Origin of the sequence: Planctopirus hydrillae, assembly GCF_001707835.1 — a bacterium.
Classification (GTDB): domain Bacteria; phylum Planctomycetota; class Planctomycetia; order Planctomycetales; family Planctomycetaceae; genus Planctopirus; species Planctopirus hydrillae.
The window spans coordinates 1-20,466 of sequence record NZ_LYDR01000033.1; the positions used below are offsets into that span (position 1 = coordinate 1).

Consider the following 20,466-nt stretch of genomic DNA (forward strand, 5'->3'; position numbering starts at 1 on the left):
GAATCCTTGCCCAGCCCGCGGGAGAGTTACTATGAAGAGCACATCACCTGATCAACGCAGCACTCGACGTGGCTTCACTGCTCTGGAACTGATCGTTGCCCTTGGTGTTATTGTAGCGATCGTGCTGTTGCTTATGCCTGCCGTACGGACATCACGAGAACCTGCAAGGCGCACGCAATGCCGCAACAATCTCAAACAGATTGGCCTGGCATTACATAACTATCACGATCAGCACGGCGTCTTCCCCCCTGCATTTACTGTCGATGCAGAAGGCAAACCGCTTCATAGCTGGCGCACGCTGATCCTGCCTTATCTCGGTCAGGCAGCCCTCTACGACTCCATTGATCTCTCGAAACCATGGGATGATCCCGCCAATGCTCACGCGAAAGAAACCGCGACATATTGCTACAGCTGCCCCAGCAACCCTTTGCCCGCAGGAATGACGACTTATGTGGGCCTAGTAGGAGAACAGAACTTCTTTTCACCCTCCCATCCCCGGAAACTCTCCGAGTTCCCGCCGAACAAGTCTTCTCAGTTGATCACGATTTTCGAGCGGGATTACGAACGCGCCGTCCATTGGATGTCTCCCGAAGATGGCACAGCCGCCGAACTCCTCACACCTCCGGCCGACCGGAAGACAGCTCACACTGGCGGATGTCACATGCTCCTTGTCGAAGGGAGTGTCCGCTTCGTGAGCAAAGATCTTCCCCAGGAAACACTCAAAAGCCTCCTCTCCATCGACGCCCCACTCTTCAAGGGCGACTTTTAGACCGAAGAGATGCTCTGAACTTGACCAAGTTTCGTATGGGTAGGAGCGACTCCATGAGAATGCTTGCCATCGTCTTGACCATCTTGATGATCAGCGGATTTCAGACTGCAGTTGCAGGCGATCTGGAAGACTTCGGAAATCTTCTGACATACTTTTATCTCGAACCCAGCGAAGAGGCGTTTCAACGACTGCAAAATAGTGCTGACAAGATCTACCCGGAGTTAAGGAAAGCCGGGAACGGTCTTGAGAACATTACCGCAGTGTCGATTGCCCGCATTTCACAGAAGCATCAATGGCCCATCGGCGATAGTCCATTGGGAATAAAGGCACAGGAAATTGTGACGGGCGAATCGGCCTTTGCGAAATATGTGGCCGATGATTCCAAGATTGATCCCGCCAAACTGGACATGTGGTGGGTCAGTTTTTTCGCAACAGGCGACGACGCTTATCTTGAAAAAATCTTCAAATACGCGGGGATTAAACCTCCCAAAGAACCGGCGCTGCAAGTCGTCATCGTAGGCGCTGCTACCTGGTCATTTCAATCCAATTGTGGTCAGCATAAAGCGGTGCTGGAGTTTGCCAAGAAGAAGTTGACTTCACCAAATCTTCCCCCCGAACAAACCAGCTATTTACAGAAATGTATTCAGCCAGCGGCTGAACATGAGCCGCGATAACAGAACACCTTGTTTCAAGTCGGTGGGGTGAGGCGATAGAAGACTGAATCGACCGCCACTTCTCAGAAGGTAATTATTGGGATGCAATGATGCTGGCATGCTCCCCCGATATCGAGCATGATCAGGAGAGTGAATCCTTGCCCAGCCCGCGGGAGAGTTACGATGAATCGCACATCACCTGATCAACGAAAACTTCGATCTGGCTTCACCGCTCTGGAACTGATCGTCGCCCTGGGCATTATCGTAGTGCTGTTGCTGATTTTGCTGTCCCCAACCAGGCAAGTTCGAGAAGCTGTAAGGCGAACGCAATGCCGCAACAATCTCAAGCAGATTGGCCTGGCATTATATAACTACCACGACCAGCACGGCGTCTTCCCCCCTGCATTTTCCGTCGATGCAGCAGGAAAACCTCTCCATAGCTGGCGCACGCTGATCTTGCCTTATCTCGATCAGGCAGCCCTCTACGAATCCATCGACCTCTCCAAACCATGGGATGATCCCGCCAATGCTCATGCCAAAGAGACGGCCACACCCTGCTACAGTTGCCCCAGTTCTGTCCTTCCCAAAGGCATGACAACCTATGTCGGCCTGTTGGGAGAACAGAACTTCTTTTCACCCACCCATCCCCGGAAACTCTCCGAGTTGCCGCCGAACAAGTCTTCTCAATTGATCGCGATTTTCGAGCGGGATTACCAACGCGCCGTCCACTGGATGTCTCCCGAAGATGGCACAGCCGCCGAACTCCTCACACCTCCGGCCGACCGGAAGACAGCTCACACTGGCGGATGTCACATGTCCTGGTGGCTGATGGATGCGTCGCCCGCTTCGTGAGCAAAGATCTTCCCCAGGAAACACTCAAAAGCCTCCTCTCCATCGACGCCCCACTCTTCAAGGGCGACTTTTAGCATTGCCTTCAGTGTTGCGGGAAAGCCCCCTTCTGCCGCCAGTTTCGAGACCAGCCTTCGTAAATCAAAAGTGGCACCACCCAACTCAGCCAGTTGGCCACCGGATCAAACATCTCGGGATTGATCCACGAAATCTGCGTGTGCGTGACAATCGCCGTCCCCACAATCAAACGCAGAGTAATCGCCGAACAGAGCAGGATCATGCAGCGTTCCATCCACCGGCGGTGCCGGGCATATTGCCGCCGCAGGGCAGCTCGCCAGCCCAGCAGGATGCAAAGGCTCGTCAGGATGGAGAGTGTCGCCAGCGAAAATCCGCCAATCGGCCCGGAGGCCGCCCAGTACGACATCACCAGCCCGCTGGGTGCCAGTACTCCCACCACAACGAGCACCTGCACTCGGCCCAGCCAACGATGAAACACAGGCCACCGGCTGCGGATCTTCCCGCTGAGCAGTACCAGCCCGAACACAATCGCTAATGGACCACTCACAATATGGGTATAAAAAGCCCAGGCATAGATTCCCCAAAAATACCCTTCCCGATTCCGCAAAAACTCGGCGTCGAAATCAGGGGGCAGGTAATCAGGATAATTGCTGATGATCCCGATCGTCACTCGCAAAATGAGCAACACGACCGTCGCACGCAATGCCAGCAGCAGAATGTTCAGTTGAGATATGGCCATGAAAACACTGTGCTCACCAGACAAGTACCCCTCTCATCACACCGCATCCACGATTTACCATCGCGGGTGTGCCATGCCTGAGGCTCCAAACTGTGTTTTATACTTCACTTGCGGTCTGCGTACATCAAGGGTAGCCCGGCCAACTTGTGGCCGGGTCGTTGTGTTCGACACAACGACAAGAAGCCGCGCCATGGGCGTCCTCCTCTGGAACCCTCGCCCGCGTCTTCGTGGGAGAGGGCAGGGTGAGGGTTTTCTATATTCTTGCAACCGTAGGGTGCCATGCAGCGCCAGCGAAATGCACCAACTCTTCACCCTTCGCGAGACCACCGAAATTCAAACCCTCCTCACGCGAATACGCGCCGTTCACCAGGAAGACCAGCCCCCAATCTGCAACAAGACACCTTCCCGCATGCCACTCAACAAATCTTTGTCTCTGAATTCCCCATCGTGTTCTTCGTGCCCTTCGTGGTGAACAAATAACTTACCCTGCTCACACCCTCGAGCCCGCATCCTCTCTGGAACCTTTGCCCACGTCCTCGTGGGAGAGGGTGGCACGAAGTGCCGGGTGAGGGTCTTCCCCATCGACAGGTATCAGTCACCGAAGCTTCCGCAGGAGCGTCTATTATCTCAATGTAGCCAAAGATCAAGAGCACGTTGCGATGGGGACGTACGTTAATCGCCCACCAAATACGTTCGAGCTCCCCTCATCCCGACCTTCTCCCGTCAGAACGGGAGAAGGAGAAATTCCCCTCGCCCACGTCCTCGCTCGACAGCCACTGGAACACGCCCTTGATTCCTCGCATATTCATTAGTGATCCGGCAATACTCCCTGCTGATGACGTTGTTTTCGCGAAGAGCATACCATGACCGACGCCCCCCTTCCCCATAACACTCTCGATCTCAGGCCCGTGCTGAAAGTTGTTCTTCAGGATTACTCGCTCCCCTTCACAGGTGATCACGGCATCATCCATTGGGCGCGGGTCCTCGAAAATGGCTTATTGGTCGGTCGGCATGCCGGCGCGAACCTGCGGGTTGTCTCCCTCTTTGCCGTGCTCCACGATTCGAAGCGGATGAACGAATATGCCGACCCCGCTCACGGTCCCCGGGCGGCTCTCTTTGCCGAAAGCCTTCAAGGCCAGGTGTTCGAGCTGGAAGCTGCCGAGCTGGAACTTCTGAAAACCGCCTGCCGCGGCCATACCCACGAGAAGCACCATCCCGACGTCACAATTCAGACCTGCTGGGATGCCGATCGCCTGGATCTCGGACGGGTCGGCATCACCCCGCATCCAAACTATCTCAACACCAGCCACGCCAGATTAAAAGAAACCATCCAATGGGCCGATGGCCGCGCCAGCATGAGATTCATTCCCGAATTAATTCAAAAAGACTGGGGAATCGACCTGCCGGAGTTCAGGGGGTGAGGTTCTTTGACAATCAATGCCATCATAAGTTGCGTCCAATCGGTCACAAAACGAATCAAACGTCCCCAAAACCACCCCAAACCAGCCGGTTTGTGAGGGTTTCGAGAAGGCCGAATCGTTGCAATTCGTCTGGATGGTTGAACTTCCGGTCCTTGGCTGCTACGGTTCAAACGTGAAATCGACATTCTAAGAAGTGTCGTTTCGTTCCCAGGGTGCTTTCTCACCCTGGTTTACAGTGTTTTTCTCGGTCTGATCCGCTGGCGGCAGAGCCTGCTGCCATACCTTCGCATGAGAGGCTAGGGATTACGGTATGTCGACGAAGTACGTCTATTTCTTCGGAGCTGGCAAGGCGGACGGTAACGCCAAAATGAAAAACGAGCTGGGTGGCAAAGGCGCCAACCTCGCGGAAATGACCAACATTGGCCTCCCGGTCCCTGCCGGCTTCACCATCAGCACTGAAGTCTGCACCTACTATTACGCTCACGAAAAAACCTATCCGCCAGAACTGGAAGCTCAGGTCGATGCGGCCATGGCTCAGGTCGAAAAGGCCATGGGCAAAAAGTTCGGCGACACCACCGATCCCCTCCTGGTTTCCTGCCGCTCCGGTGCTCGCGAATCGATGCCCGGCATGATGGATACCGTGCTCAACATCGGCTTGAACGACGTCACTGTCGAAGCTCTCACCAAGGCTTCCGGCAACGAACGTTTCGCTTGGGATAGCTACCGCCGCTTCGTCCAGATGTACGGTGACGTCGTCATGGGTCTCAAGCCCGAAAAGAAGACCGACATCGATCCGTTCGAAGAACTGCTCGAAAAGAAAAAACACGCAGCGGGCGTCCACTTCGATAACGAACTGAGCGTCGCTCAGCTCAAGGAACTCGTGGCAGAATTCAAGGCCGCCATCAAGGCCAAGACCGGCCTCGACTTCCCGACCGATCCTAAGAAGCAGGTCTGGGGAGCTGTGGGGGCTGTGTTCAGCTCGTGGATGAATGACCGCGCGATTGTTTACCGTCGTACATATGGTATTCCTCACGAATGGGGTACCGCTGTGAACGTGCAGGCAATGGTCTTCGGCAACCTGGGCGATGACTGTGCGACAGGCGTGGCACTCACCCGCGACGGTGCTCTGGGCACCCCCGGTTACTGCGGTGATTACCTGATCAACGCTCAGGGTGAAGACGTGGTGGCCGGTATCCGCACCCCGCTGCGAATTGAAGAAACTCTGGCCAAGGATATGCCCAAGGCCTTCGAAGAACTCGACTCCATCGGCAAGATTCTGGAAGGTCACTACAAGGACGTTCAGGACATCGAGTTCACCGTTGAGAAGGGTAAAGTCTGGATGCTCCAGACGCGTAATGCCAAGCGAACAGGTTTTGCTGCTGTTCGTATTGCGGTCGATCTCGTCGAAGAAGGCAAGATCACCGATAAGGAAGCCATTTCGCCCAAGCGAATTCCTGCAGACGACCTGAATCAGTTGCTGCAGCCAGTCTTCGACCTCGCTGGCAAGAAAGCCGCACAAGCAGGCGGAAAGCTCCTCACCAAGGGGATCAACGCCGGTCCTGGCGCTGCCTTCGGACAGATCGTCTTCCACGCCGATGATGCCGAAGCCATCTACCTCAAGAATCCCAAGGCTGAACTGGTTCTCGTTCGCCGCGAAACCACTCCGGAAGATCTTCGCGGGATGAAGGTCGCCAAGGGCATTCTGACAGCTTTCGGTGGTGCCAGCTCTCACGCGGCACTCGTCAGCCGCCAGATGGGTAAGGTTTGCGTGGTCGGTGCTTCCGAGCTGAACATCGACTACGAAAAGGCCACAGTCACAGTCGGTGGCAAGACCCTTAAAGAAGGGGATTTCATCTCGATTGATGGTTTCACTGGCGAAGTCTTCGAAGGCAAGGTCGATACCAAGCCGAGCGAAGTCATTCAGGTTCTCATCAGCAAGACGATGAAGCCCGAAGAATCGGAAACCTATCAGCGATTTGCCAAGCTGATGAGCTGGGCTGATAAGTACCGCACTCTCAAGGTCCGCACCAACGCCGACGAACCCAAGCAGGCCACACAGGCTGTTTCGTTCGGTGCTGAAGGGATCGGCCTCTGCCGTACCGAGCACATGTTCTTCGATCATGTCGATGAATTCCGCGAAATGATTCTGGCTGGCGATCTCCCATCTCGTGAGAAGGCACTGGCCAAGCTCCTCCCCTTCCAGCGGGATGACTTCTATGGCCTGTTCAAGGCCATGAATGGTCTCCCCGTGACAATTCGTCTCCTGGATCCACCACTCCACGAGTTCCTGCCACACGATCACGCCTCACAGGCTGATCTGGCTGCGAAGATCGGCATTCCAGCCGATTACATCGCCCGCCGTGTGCACGAACTGCACGAATCGAACCCCATGCTCGGTCACCGTGGCTGCCGTCTGGGAATTGTCTACCCGGAAATCACCGCCATGCAGGCCCGGGCCATCTTCGAAGCGGCTTGCAAGCTTAAGAAAGAAGGCCTGACTGTGATTCCTGAAGTGATGATTCCGCTCGTCGGATACGTCGCTGAATTCAAGAATCAGGAAAAGGTCGTCCGCGAACAAGCCGAGAAGGTCTTCGCCGAAACTGGCGAAAGCGTCGAATACCTCGTCGGTACCATGGTCGAAGTTCCACGTGCCTGTGCCACTGCCGATCAGATTGCTGGTGCCGCTGAGTTCTTCAGCTTCGGTACCAACGACCTGACTCAGACAACTCTCGGCATCAGCCGCGATGACTACGGTGGGTTCATCAACCACTACAAGGAAAACGACATCGTCCCGAACGATCCTTTCCAGATGATCGATCAGGCCGGCGTCGGCACACTCATGAAGATGGGCGTCGAAAAGGGTCGCTCAGGCCGCCCAGGTCTCAAGATCGGTATCTGCGGCGAACACGGCGGCGAGCCCTCCAGCGTCGTCTTCTGCCATAAGATCGGCCTCGACTACGTTAGCTGCAGCCCCTTCCGAGTACCCATCGCCCGCCTCGCAGCCGCACAGGCCGCTCTGGCCGATGCCAAGTAAACGGTAGCTGCCGATCCTCAACTCATGACTTCGCTCATGGAGTTGTGTATCAAGAATGATTCATGGCCGGTGTCAGCTTCGTCTGACACCGGCCATGTTTTTTTAGAGCCAGTCTTCCCAGAGCCAGATCCTCCCCTTTTGCACCTCCATGGAATTGCTCCTGCATGACATCCAGATCATGACGCCTCAACATCATTTGGCAGACGAACAATGAGTTCCAAGAGGATCTGCCCGCACTTCGTGGTAGACTGTGACCGGTCACAAAACGTTCTTGCCAGAAAACCCGGGGTGCAAAGGACATCATCAGATGCCGCTTGAACTTCCTCCGCGAGAGCCATTTCGCCGCACGAATCTCCTCTGGCTGTATGGCCGCCGCCTCCTGATCTGGCTGCTGGTTCCTTATCTGCTGCTCCATCTGCTGCTTATTACTTTTCAGCGGCAACTGATTTTCCACCCCACAAAAACAGCCCCGCTTTCAGGTCACCTGGCAGGTGCCGGGCTGATCGATGTGCAGGATGTCAAACTCAAAATCAGCGATGAACTCACACTCCACGGCTGGTACTACGAGCGGCCCGCCACAGCCGAGACTTCCGCCAGACAACTGTTAATCTACTTTCCCGGCAACTCGGGCACCCGCAGCGATCGCCAGGAGATCTGCCTCGATCTGTTGAGACTGGGCTACAACATTCTGATCTTCGACTATCAAGGCTATGCCGAGAATCAGGGCTCACCTTCGGAGCAGCACTTCGCCACCGATGCTCAGGCGATCTGGAAATTCGCCACCACACAACTCGGCTACTCACCCGAAAAAATCACCCTCTATGGCGAATCCATGGGTGGCGGCGTCGCGACGCGACTGGCAGCAGAACTCTCTGAAGCCAAAACACCACCGGCAGCATTAATTCTCAAATCGACCTACTCATCTATCCCAGCCACTGCTCGCTATCACTACCCATACCTGCCCCTTTTATCACTCTTCGTCTGGGATCCATTCCCTTCGATTGATCGAATTGAAAAAGTGACCTCGCCGATCCTGCAGTTTCATGGGACAGCCGACCGCATCACCCCCTACTACGAGGCCGAACGACTCTTCGCCGCCGCCCCCGCACAATCCGCCACCGGAATCGCTAAGCAATTCGTCACGATCCCCGAAGGCGGTCATAACGGCTTCCCCGAAGAAACACTGAGGCGGGAAATTCAAAAACTGCAGGCCCTCATAGCACAGCCCACAACCCCTCCCGAGAGTTCTAACTAGCCAGATCGGGAAAGCTGACAACCCTGAGGCTCATCTTGCCGCCTCCTGAGCAGGGCGATAGATTCATTCGTACGATCCACGTCCCCATCAGTTGGCGAGACGTAGCAAGGAGAGAAGATGACCACCATCATTAACCCAGTAAACGCTATCCGCCACAGGTTTCATCAACAACCCGTTGTGCCCTCAATCGCTGATCGCACCGACAAAGTACCGCCCAGGCTAAAAAGCAATTCAACACCATCAGGCTTCTCCCAAGCAACTCTATGGCCGATGCCCGATGAATGAAACCCACAAACGGCGTTCGATACGAGAGCATCAATGCGAAATGCTCCACAAGAAGCGCAGCCCAGAAAACACTGATTAAACACTATCCATATTGAGCTTCAGTACTTTGCCCTGCTCGCCTTCCGACTCTCCAGACTTGTTGAAGATTTATATACGGCAAAAACAGATTAACCACAGGAACAAGGTAGCTCAGCACGGCCCACTTGGGTGTCAAGCTGACCTTATCGCTTGCCATCGCTTTCGCATTAATATTTATCCGATACACCACTTCTAAGTAGACGACTATAGAAAACACTCCGGACAATAAGCCAGCAGAAATGAATGATATCTGAACGAAAAAAAACAGGCAATTATCAAGCCGTAACTCTGCTTATTACTCCCTTCGCTCATTAGCCGCACGAGATCCACTCGACCGAAGGCAATCTGCAACAGTCCAAACCCGGCCTGAATTATCATAGCTATAGCCAGCCAACGCAGCGCTGCCTTAGTGGGCATTGGATTCTCTCGATAATCCCATTCCTGTAATTCGGAAGACACCCAACACCCCTTGGCTCAGTTTTCAATTTTGACACTGGTAATCAAGCATCAATCTGCTCAAAGAGTAGATACATTACACCAGAACGACTTTGTGCCATGCTTGTCGCTCTGGACAAGTATGTCTTCGCATTCAACAGAGCGCTATGATCTCTTCAGAAAAAGCCTGACTCACACGTTGAAGCTTCTCAGCACAATCATCGACGGATCACGGCCCGGTGATTCATCGCTTTCGTTCTCAATCGATCGCATTTTTCATGCGGCGGCCACTTCTTCCACGCAGCTTCAAATTCTTCCTCAATCTCCGTCGTCACAGGAACCGCCACCGTCGGCCCCCACGACGATTGCACCACACACGGCAACCCTGCTCCCATCAAATGCTTCGCCAAATCACCCATAAGTGGCGATGAAAAAACACTCCCCTGCACTGCCGCAAAATGCTCGCCCACCAGCCGACCATACTCATGCAGCCCCGTCGCGAACTCCCCGAAACTTCGAGACTTCAGCCCCGGCAAAATTGAAAGCAGCGTCAGCGCAGCCAACCGATCGGTCATCGCCTGCGGGATTGGCGACATCTCACGAAACGCTTTCAACTCCGCCTCCCCCGACAACCCCATCACATTTTTCGGCGAGATGAGCCACCACCCCCACTCCTCGGGAAAATCAGCTCGAACGACAATTGCCGCAGCAGCATCCGCCTGCTCACAATGATGCCCCGCATCCACGAGAAAACCGCCCGTCAAATACCCATACTGCCCTACCGACGACCGCGCGCCTCGTCCAGAAATTGCGAACAACTCTTGAGGCTCAAACGTCTTTCCCAAGAGCTCTCCCCACCCCTCCGTTAAAGCCATCGCCAACTGAGTCCCCGATCCCAACCCCGCATGATGCGACAGCGTCCATTCCACCGTCACACGAATGGCCTGCCGCCCCCTAAAAACTTCCGTCACACGCAACTGCGAAATCAATCGCTCAATTCGCTCTCGCGTCTCCCCTGCCGCAACCACCACATCCTGGAAGACAACAGGTTGCTCATCCGCCAGAGCTACTTCCTCCAAACGCAACGACCATCCGGGCGACGCCAACATCACCCCCAACCCCCCAAAACAGCGGTCTTGAGCACGATTGGTGCTCAGCAGGCCGAAATGAAGTCGGCATCCTGTCGTGATACGGATTGCAGCGTTCATTCACATAGCATCCCGATTCCCAACCCACTCCGCAATCAGCACTTTGCGGACATCTCCCCGTACCACCATTCAACGCGCCTTTGGAGCTTTGCCAACTGAGGCAGGGTACATGCAGTTCCGACGCAATGCACCAATTCATCCACACCACCGACTTCGGCAATCATCGCCATCCCACGAGACTTAAACCGGCAAAACCCCCACCGACACCTCACTTTCACACCCCGCCCCGCACATCGGACAAACCTTTTCCGCCACCGCCACCTGTTCAAAACACTGAGGACAACTCCACTGATCCACTACCTGCCGGTTCGATATCTGCGTCGTGATCTGACGATCAATCTGCGTAAAAGCCCGCCACGCTAAATAGCAACTCGCAATCACTACAAAATTGGCCGCAACATTCATACAAGCTGCCTGCAACCGAACCTCAAGACTCTCGCTCCGGCCCAGAGAAACTCCTCCCACGACAAGCAGACGTGAACCAACAACCGCCATCCAGTATAAATTAACCAACAGAGAATTCGGCTGCTTCTTCCACAAAGACGTCGCACACCTGCCAATCTTGGAAAGCTCCTGAAGATTCATATACGGCAGCACAAAGTTAAAAATAGGCACAAAATAAATCCCCACTGCCCATCCCGGCGACAGCGATGGCCGCGCCCCCTTCATACAGGAAGCATTCCGATTCAGCCGATAGACATACACTAAATAAATAATCTGAGTAGAAAACAACGTCAACAGGCTCCCCCGAGCCGCCACAACAAACACATAGTTATAGAGATCATAAGTCGCCTGGCTGAACTCCAACTCATTGAGCTCACCATAGGTCAAGTACACATCGATCGCATCAACAAAGGCAAAAAACAAATAGACCAACCCATGCAACAACAGTGAAACTGCGAAAACCTTCCGCAACACTCGCGTCGAGGAAGGTTGGTATCTTAAATTCGCTGAAACCGACATTCCCCACCCTTTCCACAACACCACAAACCCATCCGGTGATGCTTCACATCCATGCAACGACAGCCCCAAAGCCTACAACCAACAGATGACAGCCCGCTCACTGCCACTTCATTCATGAGCACCTGCTGGCAGGTTTTGGACAAAGGCTCATTTTGAGCCCGTCAATCAAGAGTGATTTCCAACGGACTCCAAAACCTTAACTCGATGACGATCGGTTCGCCAGACGCTGTTCGATGATGGAGGTCACCAGCTCCCACGCTTCCCGTTCGCGGGGGCCACCCGTCTTATCGACCAGAGGCTGCCAACGCCGGATCTCTTCCCAGATCACCGCCGGTTCGAGAAGCGATGTCCGCGTCGCGAGAATGATCGCTTCGAGGACGGCATGCCGGGCCCGCTGAAAGCCTGCAAACGGCCTGACAATCCCCGCCTCGCCAGCCTGCATCACGATCGTCGCCCTTTGCGCACCAGCATCGATGGAAAGAACTCCCAGACTCCACCACTGGCAGCAATCAACCAGCCGATAACCCGTCGCGGGAGTATCGAGAGGCATGATTGGCGGCAGCGCAAATGGCTCTGGCAACGATTCTTTCAGTGCAGCCCGCGCCAGCAGCAGAACATCGTCGGTGGTGTGAAAAGTCGCCTGGGGAACAGCCTGCAGATTCGCCAGCGTGGTCGAGGGATAAAAAGGCCTCAAAATGAAACGTTTGAGCTCTGTTGACGATTGTTCGGATGATTCGACAATCGGGCCCATAGGTGCCAGATTCAGTTGACCCGTCCCGTTCGTCGTGAGCAGTAAACCTTCCAGAATCACCGGGAGCCCCTCGAAAAAATTGGCTGGCAAAAGCCGCGAACACTCTGGCAGATTTCAACTTCACGCACAAAATCGCATGCCAGCAGCTTACGCGACATTACGACCAAACGGAACGGGGCCATTGGTTGTCTTTCCTTCCCCGCACTGCCGATTCCTCTTCCGCCACTCCCTGGTTGCCAAAATCCCTTTCTACGCGTGGTAGGCACCTTCTACCCGTGCCGAAAAATGCAGAAATCGTTACAACAGTCTAAGAAGCGGGAGCCTGCCTGCGAGAAGTCGCCAATCTCCTGAACAACAGACATCGACTGGAGCCTCACATGAACATCAACCTCTTCCCCACCAGCCGCTTGAACATCAAGACCATTGCCGGCGTGGCCCTGCTTGCGGCCATCGTTTCCTCGCTGGTGCTTCATTCCGGCCAGGGAAATCTGCGAGGTGCGGAAGCCCGGGCTCCCGAGAAACTTTTAAGGCACATCGTGCTCTACAAGTTCAAAGAGACCACCACGCCAGCTCAAGTCCAGGAAGTGATCGACACCTTCTCGGCTCTCCCCAAACAGATTCCACAAATCGCCGATTTCGAGTGCGGCTCCAACGTCAGCCAGGAAGGCAAGTCCGAAGGGATGACCCAGGCCTTCGTCGTCAGCTTCCGCTCCGACGCCGACCTGCGAACCTACCTGACACACCCCGCACACCTCGCCTACGTCAACATCGTCAAAGACAAACGCGAAAAAGTCCTCGTCTTCGACTACTGGAAATAACCCAACTTCCAGCTTCTAACTTCAAACTTCCAACTTCAAACTTCCAACTTCAAACTTCCAACTTCAAACTTCCAACTTCAAACTTCCAACTTCAAACTTCCAAAGTCTCCACCACCTATGTTCTCCAAAGTCAACGACGCCGAATTCATCACGGGTGAGCACACCGTCCTCAAGTTCTGGAACGAACGCCACATCTTCCAGAAACTCAGGGCCAAAAACGCCGGTAAACAGCCCTGGAGTTTTCTCGACGGCCCGATCACGGCCAACAATCCCATGGGCGTCCACCATGCCTGGGGCCGCACCTACAAAGACTCCTTCCAACGCTACTGGGCCATGAATGGCCGCGATCTCCGTTACCAGAATGGATTCGACTGCCAGGGCCTCTGGGTCGAAGTCGAAGTCGAAAAACAGCTCGGCCTCGGTGCCAAAAGTGCCATCGAAGAGTTCGGCATCGATAAGTTCGTGCAGGAATGCAAACGCCGCGTCCTCAAATACGCCGCCATCCAGACCGAACAATCCGTCCGCCTCGGCTACTGGATGGAATGGGACAGCCCGGAAGAACTCCGCAAACTGGCCTCAGCCATTGGCACCGAAACCCCCGTCACTCTCACGACTCCCAAAGGCATTACCGAGACCGCGCCAGCCGAAGCCCTCGTCTCACGCCTCGGCAACCCCGACTGGGGCGGTAGCTACTTCACCTTCTCCACCGAAAACAACGAAACCATCTGGACCTTCCTCAAGAAGTGCTTCGAACGCGGCAAGGTCTATCGCGGCCACGACGTCATGCCCTGGTCCGGTCGCGGCGGCAGTGCCTACAGCCAGATGGAAGTCGCCGACGGTCGCAAACTCACCACCCACCGTGCCCTCTTCGTCCGCTTCCCACTGCTCGATGACGCGGGACAGGAAACCAACGAAAACCTCCTCATCTGGACGACGACTCCCTGGACACTCACCAGCAACGTCGCCGCCATGATCAACCCCGAACTCGACTATGTGAAACTCCAATCCAAGAAGGACGGCCTCGTCTACTACTTCGCCAAAGACAACCTCGAATTCCAACGCCTCGCCAAAGAGTTCAAGGAAGGCTTCGGTCGCCCCGAATGGCAATGGCCCAAGGGCACCCCCAAACTCAAAACCCTCTCACAGATCTTCAAGGAATCCGGCGGCTACGAAGTCCTCGACACCGTGAAGGGCGAAGCCCTCGTCGGCCGCCAATACCGCGGCCCCTTCGATGAACTCGCCGCGCAAAAAGACCCGCGTGGTGAATGGCAACCCGCGCCATCACAAAATATTGCAGCTGACAAAGATACTGATGAGCTTGCAATTGCGAACCTCGACCGATTAGACCTTTTTTGCGAGTCACTCGGCATTGCGATTGACGAGTCAAACATCCAACAAGTCTTATTGCCAGAAGATCTAAAAAAACTCGCTAAAGACACACTGGCCCGACTCTCACAGCATCTCAAGTGCCATCAGGCCGGAATTTTCCGACAAGAAGTCCCTGAGTTCTCAACCCTGCAACAAGCTCAACTTTTTTTCAAGAATTTGGGATATCGCAGCAATATACTAGAGGAGTTCTATTTAAATTATGAAAGATCGCGTAATGATCACTCCGCTGATTTATCAAAGATGGTGCTTACGAAGCTACATGAATTTCTAGAGGAACTACCAGCCCAGCTGTATAGAAATAAATGGCGTACTGCCGCTGAGCAACATCGTGTTATCGATGGTGGCCGTGACTTCAAGGGGACGCCTAACGTCGTTGCAGGAGAAGGGACGGGTATCGTTCACTGTGCACCAGGATGCGGTGACATTGATCATCACATCGGTCTTCAATGGGGACTTCCTGTTTTGGCCCCTCTGCAAGGTGATGGCACGTTCAAGTCGACATTTGGCCCCTTCACCGGCAAGAATGCCGTCCACCCCGAAACCGTGCAACTCGTCATCGACAGCCTCAAGGAAAAAGGCCTGCTCGTTGCCGAAGAAAAGTACCCGCACATCTATCCGTTCTGCTGGCGCACCGGCGACGAACTCGTCTTCCGTCTCGTCGATGAATGGTTCATCAACATGGACTGGCGCGACGAAATCATGGGCGTCACCAAACAAATCCAGTGGCTCCCCGACAGCATTCAGGGCCAGGAACGCGAAGTCGAATGGCTCACCAACATGCGCGACTGGATGATCTCCAAGAAACGCTACTGGGGCCTCGCTCTGCCCATCTGGGAAGATCCCGAAACCGGCGACTTCGAAGTCATCGGCTCTCTCGCCGAACTCAAGGAACGTGCGCTCGATGGTGGCGAAGGCTGGAACGACTTCCAAGGCCACACTCCCCACAAACCCTGGATCGACGGCGTCAAGATCCGCAATCCCAAAACCGGCAACCTCATGACCCGCGTCGAGGACGTCGGTAACCCCTGGCTCGACGCCGGCATCGTCTCCTTCTCCACCATGGGCTACAACACCCACCCCGACATGTGGAAGAAGTGGTACCCCGCCGACCTCGTCACCGAATGCTTCCCCGGCCAGTTCCGCAACTGGTTCTACTCCCTCCTCTCCATGGCCACCATGATGGATGGCACCCCGCCATTCAAGACGTTGCTGGGCCACCGCCTCGTGATGAACGAGCAGGGCCAGCCCATGCACAAATCCGATGGCACTGCCATCTGGTTTGAAGAAGCCGCCGAACAAATCGGTGTCGACGCCATGCGTTGGATGTACCTCCAGCAAAACCCCGCGAGTGACCTCCGCTTCGGCACCCGCCATCCCGAAGAAAAGGTCACTCTCGAAACGGTCAACGGCCCGACCAACACCACCATCGATGGTGTCCCCACCTGCAAAGTCACCAGCGGCCCCGCCGACGAAGTCCGCCGCCAGGTTCTCATCCCCCTCTGGAACTCCTACGCCTTCTTCGTCAACTACGCCCGGCTGGACGAGTTCGACCCGAATGCGGCCGTCGTCCCCGTTGCCGAACGTCCCGAGATCGACCGCTGGCTCCTCTCCAACCTGCAGGCCCTCATTCAGCAGGTCCGCGCCGGCTTCGAAGCGTTCGACACCCCCGCGGCCTGTGCGGCCCTCGCCCGCTTCATTGATGACCTCTCCAACTGGTACATCCGCCGCAATCGCCGCCGCTTCTGGCGATCAAAGGATACCGGCGATCTCGACAAGCGTGCGGCTTATCAGACACTCTACGAAACCCTCCTCACCCTCACCAAACTCATGGCACCGATGACACCGTTCCTCGCCGAACGGATGTACGGCAACCTCACCTCGGGCCAGCCCAACGCCCCCGAATCCGTCCATCTTTGCGACTACCCCACTGCCGATGAGTCACTGCTCGATGCCTCGCTCAACAGGCGGATGTCACTGGCTCAGACGGTCGTGCGCGTCGCTCACAAGCTGCGGGAAGTCGCCGATCAACGCGTGCGTCAGCCGCTGGCCGAACTCCGTTTCGCCACACTCAGCGCGGAAGACCTCATTTCGATCAGCTCGTTGAAAGAAGTGATCGCCGATGAACTCAACGTCAAAGCCGTCAGCGGCTTTGAATCATTGGGCCACATCGTCAAATACACCTACAAACCGAACCTCAAGACCCTCGGCCCGAAATACGGCAAGCTCTTGAACGCCTTCCGCGAAGAACTCCCCAAGCTCCCGAGCGACTTGCTGGAAGGGCTCCGTCGTGGCCAGACGATCAACGCGACAGTTGGTGGCGAAGCCGTCACCATTGGCCCGGACGATGTCCTCATCGGTGCCGATCAGGCCGAAGGCTGGGTCGCTGGCGATGAATCCGGTATCCAGGTCGCCCTCTCCACCACCCTCACGCCAGAACTGGTGAAGGAAGGGATGGCTCGCGACTTCATCCGCCACATCCAGCAGGCCCGAAAAGACGCCAACCTGGAAATCCAGCAGCGTATCACCGTGGACTACCAGACCAGCGAACCGATCGTGGCAGAAATGCTCAAGGAGTGGTCCGATCTGATCTCCAGCGAAACCCTCGCCAACGAAATCACCCCCGCTTCGGGCCTCTCTGGTAAACCCGTACAAGTCGGCGAAGCCGAGGTCATCATTACCATCAAATAACACCGTATTTACACATTCCCGTAGGGCAGGCTCCCGCCTGCCTTCCGTATTTAACGCAGTATATAATTAGGCTTCATGAAGTTCCGACAAAATGCACCATCCCGATCATCGATCACGTTGAAACCGAAATTGGTGCCCCGGCATGCACCCTCCGGTTCGATGGCGAATCCTTCGCGGCGGACCTCTTCATCGCGGACAACAATTTCCTCCGATTGGCGGTGAAATGCCGGATATTCATCGAGTGCGAGTCACAAAAAATGTGTCGGTCGTCAGTCCCGAAGGCGTGATCCATATGAAAGCGATCGCTTCCAAGCCGCGCGATCTCGCCGTTATCCACGGCATCCGCGTCATGCAGCCCGAGTTTGATTAGGAGTATCGGCAGGAATGGGCGGGGTGTTTGAGAATTGGTGAGCAGCTTGAGAAGATATGGGTCGATTGGACACCGTAGGAGACTTGGTGAAGAGAAACTGTCGCTCGTTGAAGCGACTCTCAATCTCGCGGTTTCCTGAGGATCGGTGTGGACGTTAGTCCACGCACACTCTATAACGTGAAACGCTGAATGGGCCGCTGAAAAACCTTCACAACTGAAGAATTACGAGACGCTCAAAGCTGCGTCCAGGTTGTGGCGGGTTTTCGAAGGACAACTTCCCCAGTCGTCCGCATTCTGTTGTCGAGATATTCCATCCAGCATCGATTGCAGCTGATTGATCCCACCATCCCCAAAAAAAGTGTACTGAAATGTCAGAACGCTCAGCGCCGACCGGTTACCTCCCCACCAACACTCTGCTGAAAGCATTGTTCGCCTTCCTCCTGATCTTCGTCGTGCTTGATATCGGTGGAATCGTGAACCAGATCCTCGATCTGGCGATTATCAGTCGTGCCATCGCTGGACAACCGGCGACGGAGGCCGAAGTCCAAGGGAGCGCAACACGGGCGGCTGGATGGATGGGAATCAACGCCCTCATGCTCATTAGTGCCGCAGTCGTTTTTCTCACTCTGGTGGGAAGGCTGAACCACAATGCACGGATTCTGGGAGCTGAAAGGCTTTCCCAGACTCCGGGCTTCGCTGTTGGCTGCTACTTCATACCGATTGCGAACATCTGGCTGCCCTACCAGGGGATGCAGGAGATCTGGAAAGTGGCCATGCATGGCCCGGAGAAGTGGAAAAGAGGTGATGGTAGCACGCTCGTGGGCGTGTGGTGGCTACTCCGCATCGGGTCGGTGGTGATTGACCGAGTCGTCCTCACCATGGCTCGCTCCAACGATCTCTCGGTTCTTCAAAGCTCCTGCTATGTGGCTATGATCGTGATGGTGTCGCAGATCATTCTTTGCTATCTGACCTGGCGGGTCTTTTCCGGTGCCTGCCAATTGATGGACGCACAGAGCCTTAACGCCTCAATCGGCCAAGGAACCTGTCCCCAGTGCGGTGAATCGGTGAAGGATTTCCTGATGGATTGCCCGATGTGTGGAGCCGCTGTCAATAAAACAGCAGGCGTCACTCTCTGATCTCTGAGCGATTGAAATTGATATCCACACCGAGAAAGTCAATCGCATGACCATCGAATCAGATGACGATGTCGCCGCGCTCAAACGGATCGGTGGAATTGTCGCCAGCGTCTTACGAGAGATGCTGGCGGCTGCAGAACCGGGAATGACGACTCGGCAACTCGATGCGATCGGTGAGCGATTACTGGAGCGTTATGGCGCCCGATCAGCACCGCGTCTGGTCTACAACTTCCCCGGTGCCACCTGTGTCAGCATTAACGAAGAGGCGGCTCACGGAATTCCGGGTGAACGGGTGATCCAACCGGGCGATGTCTTGAACATCGATGTCTCTGCCGAGTTGGACGGCTATTTCGCCGATACAGGAGGGACACAGGTGGTGCCGCCAACCAATCCGCAGAAAACGCGGTTGTGCGAGGCCACGCGTACGGCTCTGGAAGCGGCCATGCAGCGAGCCGCTGCCGGACAGCCCATGCATGGGATCGGAGCAGCCATCCAGCGAACAGCAGAGAAGCATGGCTTCCAGGTGTTCGAAAACCTCGGCAGCCACGGAATTGGCCGGGCGCTGCATGAAGCCCCCGAGCATATCGCCGGATACTACGATCCTGCGGACCGAAGACGATTGAAAGAGGGGATGGTCATCACCATCGAGCCATTCCTTTCCACCAGAAGCCGACTCGTCAAGGAGCAACCCGACGGCTGGACACTGGTGGGAGCGCGCGGCAATTTATCGGCCCAGTACGAGCACACCATGATCATCACCAAAGGAATGCCGATTGTTGTAACGGGTTGGTAATCGAGAAAACTCGTGCACACTGCAATCCAGAAATATCCCTTTAAACGGGTGCCACTGCTGGCTTGCCCAGCAGTGCTCCTGCATCACAACAATCATCGAACCAGTACGATAGATAGTTCAGCTCTATGCGACGTATCTGTGTGCCTGCCACAACATGGTTTTGTATCGAGAACATTTTTCAGGAACACTGTTGACAGTCGTCCATTTACTTCAATGAGAAGGCGACACCTACAACGCTCTTTGGCTTTGTGCCTGCCGAACGACTTTTTTAGGCGACACTCTTTAAAGAGAGTCACACAACAGAGTACTTGCGCAGCCCACGTCGAACAATCGCATAAAATTCTTCGCATGGCTCGCACAACACACGCGACGCCAGCACGCTTAAGTCGTGGATCAGCGCCTCGACACGGTCGCCGCCATCTCGAGCGATAATCGTGTCAGGAGTTTTGCTTGAAGCGATCAGATGACAATCACTAGCATACCCGAGGGCATCCATCAATGTAGAATGCCCGATTGTGAACCGCTCTAACTCGGTGCTGCCAGCGCTTCGTGTAATGAAAAAATGCTCGTAAAAGATGTTATCGATCGTGGTGCGACAGGAAATTCCTATGCGAGTTGTGTCGCGGCAATAGAATCCGGATGCGAATGGGCCGCAATGAGACGATCGGATTTCCTCAGCAATGAATGCGAAGCCCCAAGGCTTCATAATCACGTCGAGTCTTAAGAAGACCGCAGCCAGTTGCTGTGCAATATCGTCATGTTGAGTATTCATTCGCAGCACCTGGGACCGAGATGCATCAAAGTGATATGACAA

At 55.0% G+C, this 20,466-nt stretch carries 17 protein-coding genes; 11 read left to right on the forward strand and 6 right to left on the reverse strand.

Features of this window, described 5'->3' with window-relative positions:
* The first annotated feature begins 31 nt into the window (after positions 1-31).
* From A6X21_RS02350 to A6X21_RS02360, 3 genes are all read left to right on the forward strand, one after another.
* Positions 32-769: a DUF1559 family PulG-like putative transporter gene (locus A6X21_RS02350; protein WP_068845867.1), complete on the forward strand. Its 738-nt coding sequence runs from the start codon at positions 32-34 to the stop codon at positions 767-769.
* A 53-nt stretch (positions 770-822) separates the two neighbouring features.
* Complete coding sequence (locus A6X21_RS02355; protein WP_131818150.1) at positions 823-1,443, forward strand: hypothetical protein; 621 nt, start codon at positions 823-825, stop codon at positions 1,441-1,443.
* A 162-nt stretch (positions 1,444-1,605) separates the two neighbouring features.
* The gene (locus A6X21_RS02360) at positions 1,606-2,274 is read left to right on the forward strand and encodes a DUF1559 family PulG-like putative transporter (RefSeq protein WP_068845871.1); all 669 of its coding nucleotides are present in this window, start codon (positions 1,606-1,608) and stop codon (positions 2,272-2,274) included.
* Between the two features lie 82 nt (positions 2,275-2,356).
* On the opposite strand, the gene A6X21_RS02365 is transcribed toward A6X21_RS02360, so the two are convergent.
* Complete coding sequence (locus A6X21_RS02365; RefSeq protein WP_068845873.1) at positions 2,357-3,028, reverse strand: DUF2306 domain-containing protein; 672 nt, start codon at positions 3,026-3,028, stop codon at positions 2,357-2,359.
* An 863-nt stretch (positions 3,029-3,891) separates the two neighbouring features.
* Here A6X21_RS02365 and A6X21_RS02375 point away from each other — a divergent pair.
* The 3 genes from A6X21_RS02375 (at position 3,892) to A6X21_RS02385 (ending at position 8,738) form a co-directional block, all read left to right on the forward strand.
* The gene (locus tag A6X21_RS02375; RefSeq protein ID WP_068845878.1) at positions 3,892-4,449 is read left to right on the forward strand and encodes a hypothetical protein; all 558 of its coding nucleotides are present in this window, start codon (positions 3,892-3,894) and stop codon (positions 4,447-4,449) included.
* A 310-nt stretch (positions 4,450-4,759) separates the two neighbouring features.
* On the forward strand, positions 4,760-7,483 hold the full coding sequence (ppdK, locus tag A6X21_RS02380) for a pyruvate, phosphate dikinase (protein WP_068845880.1): 2,724 nt from the start codon (positions 4,760-4,762) through the stop codon (positions 7,481-7,483).
* 307 nt (positions 7,484-7,790) lie between these two features.
* Entirely contained in the window at positions 7,791-8,738 is a 948-nt protein-coding gene (locus A6X21_RS02385) for an alpha/beta hydrolase (protein WP_068845882.1), read from the forward strand.
* 367 nt (positions 8,739-9,105) lie between these two features.
* Here A6X21_RS02385 and A6X21_RS25465 read toward each other — a convergent pair whose 3' ends face one another.
* From A6X21_RS25465 to A6X21_RS02405, 4 genes are all read right to left on the reverse strand, one after another.
* Positions 9,106-9,327, reverse strand: coding sequence for a DUF4328 domain-containing protein (locus A6X21_RS25465; RefSeq protein ID WP_369009484.1), 222 nt, complete (start codon positions 9,325-9,327; stop codon positions 9,106-9,108).
* Between the two features lie 427 nt (positions 9,328-9,754).
* Positions 9,755-10,744: a beta-ribofuranosylaminobenzene 5'-phosphate synthase family protein gene (locus A6X21_RS02395; protein ID WP_068845887.1), complete on the reverse strand. Its 990-nt coding sequence runs from the start codon at positions 10,742-10,744 to the stop codon at positions 9,755-9,757.
* 180 nt (positions 10,745-10,924) lie between these two features.
* Entirely contained in the window at positions 10,925-11,707 is a 783-nt protein-coding gene (locus A6X21_RS02400) for a DUF4328 domain-containing protein (protein WP_068845889.1), read from the reverse strand.
* Between the two features lie 196 nt (positions 11,708-11,903).
* Positions 11,904-12,518 carry a DUF447 domain-containing protein gene (locus A6X21_RS02405; RefSeq protein ID WP_068846032.1) on the reverse strand — a complete coding sequence of 205 codons (615 nt, stop codon included), beginning with the start codon at positions 12,516-12,518 and terminating at the stop codon, positions 11,904-11,906.
* A gap of 317 nt (positions 12,519-12,835) precedes the next feature.
* Here A6X21_RS02405 and A6X21_RS02410 point away from each other — a divergent pair, with 317 nt between their 5' ends.
* From A6X21_RS02410 to map, 5 genes are all read left to right on the forward strand, one after another.
* The gene (locus A6X21_RS02410; RefSeq protein WP_068845891.1) at positions 12,836-13,276 is read left to right on the forward strand and encodes a Dabb family protein; all 441 of its coding nucleotides are present in this window, start codon (positions 12,836-12,838) and stop codon (positions 13,274-13,276) included.
* A 117-nt stretch (positions 13,277-13,393) separates the two neighbouring features.
* Complete coding sequence (locus A6X21_RS25100) at positions 13,394-17,353, forward strand: isoleucine--tRNA ligase (protein ID WP_083233348.1); 3,960 nt, start codon at positions 13,394-13,396, stop codon at positions 17,351-17,353.
* A 142-nt stretch (positions 17,354-17,495) separates the two neighbouring features.
* Positions 17,496-17,723, forward strand: a complete 228-nt coding sequence (locus A6X21_RS02420; protein WP_068845898.1) for a hypothetical protein — start codon at positions 17,496-17,498, stop codon at positions 17,721-17,723.
* A gap of 368 nt (positions 17,724-18,091) precedes the next feature.
* Positions 18,092-18,859, forward strand: a complete 768-nt coding sequence (locus A6X21_RS02425; RefSeq protein ID WP_068845900.1) for a DUF4328 domain-containing protein — start codon at positions 18,092-18,094, stop codon at positions 18,857-18,859.
* A gap of 46 nt (positions 18,860-18,905) precedes the next feature.
* A complete protein-coding gene (gene map / locus A6X21_RS02430; RefSeq protein WP_068845902.1) occupies positions 18,906-19,652 on the forward strand; it encodes a type I methionyl aminopeptidase in 747 nt (248 codons plus the stop codon).
* Between the two features lie 292 nt (positions 19,653-19,944).
* Here the strand turns inward: map and A6X21_RS02435 are convergent, their stop codons facing one another.
* Positions 19,945-20,424, reverse strand: coding sequence for a hypothetical protein (locus A6X21_RS02435; protein ID WP_068845904.1), 480 nt, complete (start codon positions 20,422-20,424; stop codon positions 19,945-19,947).
* Between the last annotated feature and the right edge of the window lie 42 nt (positions 20,425-20,466).

Bases quoted from the DNA above. Each gene is read 5' to 3' on its own strand.
- A6X21_RS02395 (WP_068845887.1), bottom strand. From the start codon at position 10,744: ATGAACGCTGCAATCCGTATCACGACAGGATGCCGACTTCATTTCGGC.
- A6X21_RS02425 (WP_068845900.1), top strand. From the start codon at position 18,092: ATGTCAGAACGCTCAGCGCCGACCGGTTACCTCCCCACCAACACTCTG.
- A6X21_RS02355 (WP_131818150.1), top strand. From the start codon at position 823: ATGAGAATGCTTGCCATCGTCTTGACCATCTTGATGATCAGCGGATTT.
- A6X21_RS02350 (WP_068845867.1), top strand. From the start codon at position 32: ATGAAGAGCACATCACCTGATCAACGCAGCACTCGACGTGGCTTCACT.
- map (WP_068845902.1), top strand. From the start codon at position 18,906: ATGACCATCGAATCAGATGACGATGTCGCCGCGCTCAAACGGATCGGT.
- A6X21_RS02435 (WP_068845904.1), bottom strand. From the start codon at position 20,424: ATGAATACTCAACATGACGATATTGCACAGCAACTGGCTGCGGTCTTC.
- A6X21_RS02385 (WP_068845882.1), top strand. From the start codon at position 7,791: ATGCCGCTTGAACTTCCTCCGCGAGAGCCATTTCGCCGCACGAATCTC.
- A6X21_RS25100 (WP_083233348.1), top strand. From the start codon at position 13,394: ATGTTCTCCAAAGTCAACGACGCCGAATTCATCACGGGTGAGCACACC.
- A6X21_RS02360 (WP_068845871.1), top strand. From the start codon at position 1,606: ATGAATCGCACATCACCTGATCAACGAAAACTTCGATCTGGCTTCACC.
- A6X21_RS02400 (WP_068845889.1), bottom strand. From the start codon at position 11,707: ATGTCGGTTTCAGCGAATTTAAGATACCAACCTTCCTCGACGCGAGTG.
- A6X21_RS02420 (WP_068845898.1), top strand. From the start codon at position 17,496: ATGCACCCTCCGGTTCGATGGCGAATCCTTCGCGGCGGACCTCTTCAT.
- ppdK (WP_068845880.1), top strand. From the start codon at position 4,760: ATGTCGACGAAGTACGTCTATTTCTTCGGAGCTGGCAAGGCGGACGGT.
- A6X21_RS02375 (WP_068845878.1), top strand. From the start codon at position 3,892: ATGACCGACGCCCCCCTTCCCCATAACACTCTCGATCTCAGGCCCGTG.
- A6X21_RS02410 (WP_068845891.1), top strand. From the start codon at position 12,836: ATGAACATCAACCTCTTCCCCACCAGCCGCTTGAACATCAAGACCATT.
- A6X21_RS02365 (WP_068845873.1), bottom strand. From the start codon at position 3,028: ATGGCCATATCTCAACTGAACATTCTGCTGCTGGCATTGCGTGCGACG.